Origin of the sequence: Paenibacillus sp. FSL H7-0326 (assembly GCF_001955535.1) — a bacterium.
Classification (GTDB): domain Bacteria; phylum Bacillota; class Bacilli; order Paenibacillales; family Paenibacillaceae; genus Paenibacillus; species Paenibacillus shunpengii.
Genome location: NZ_MPVN01000026.1, coordinates 1 through 538, shown reverse-complemented (window position 1 = coordinate 538; position 538 = coordinate 1). Strand labels below are relative to the sequence as shown.

The following is a 538-nucleotide window of genomic DNA, read 5'->3' as shown; positions in this document are numbered from 1 at the left end:
CGGCTCCTAGCGCCTAGGCATCCTCCGTGTGCTCTTAATAGCTTAACCAACGTTCGGTGTTTTGGCTGAATCTCTCCAGTTGACTACGTCAAAAGTCGTTCTTCATCCAAAAACCTCACTAAGCACTTTCTTACTTCACTTGTTGAACACAAGTTCAGGTAAGAAGGATATTTCTAAATCGCAAAATTGTTTCGTTTATCTAGTTTTCAAAGAACAAATTTAATTGACAGAATCTTATGGTGGAGCCAAGCGGGATCGAACCGCTGACCTCCTGCGTGCAAGGCAGGCGCTCTCCCAGCTGAGCTATGGCCCCTCAAGTTCCATCAAAACTGAACAAATGGAATGATGAAGCTTTGCTATTGCAAAGTAATCCGCCGACTTTCGTCGTGCGTATATTTGAATGTTTCCATTGCAGGAAACGAGCATATGCTCTCGATGTACGCTTCCCTACAGGAAGCTAGTACTCCATAGAAAGGAGGTGATCCAGCCGCACCTTCCGATACGGCTACCTTGTTACGACTTCACCCCAATCATCTAC

General features: G+C 45.5%; 1 tRNA gene and 1 rRNA gene. Both read right to left on the bottom strand.

From position 1 onward, the window contains the following. Positions 1 to 237: 237 nt before the first annotated feature. Positions 238 to 313, bottom strand: a tRNA-Ala gene (locus BK126_RS28660). 158 nt (positions 314 to 471) lie between these two features. Then, positions 472 to 538, bottom strand: a 16S ribosomal RNA gene (locus BK126_RS28655); the annotation flags it as partial.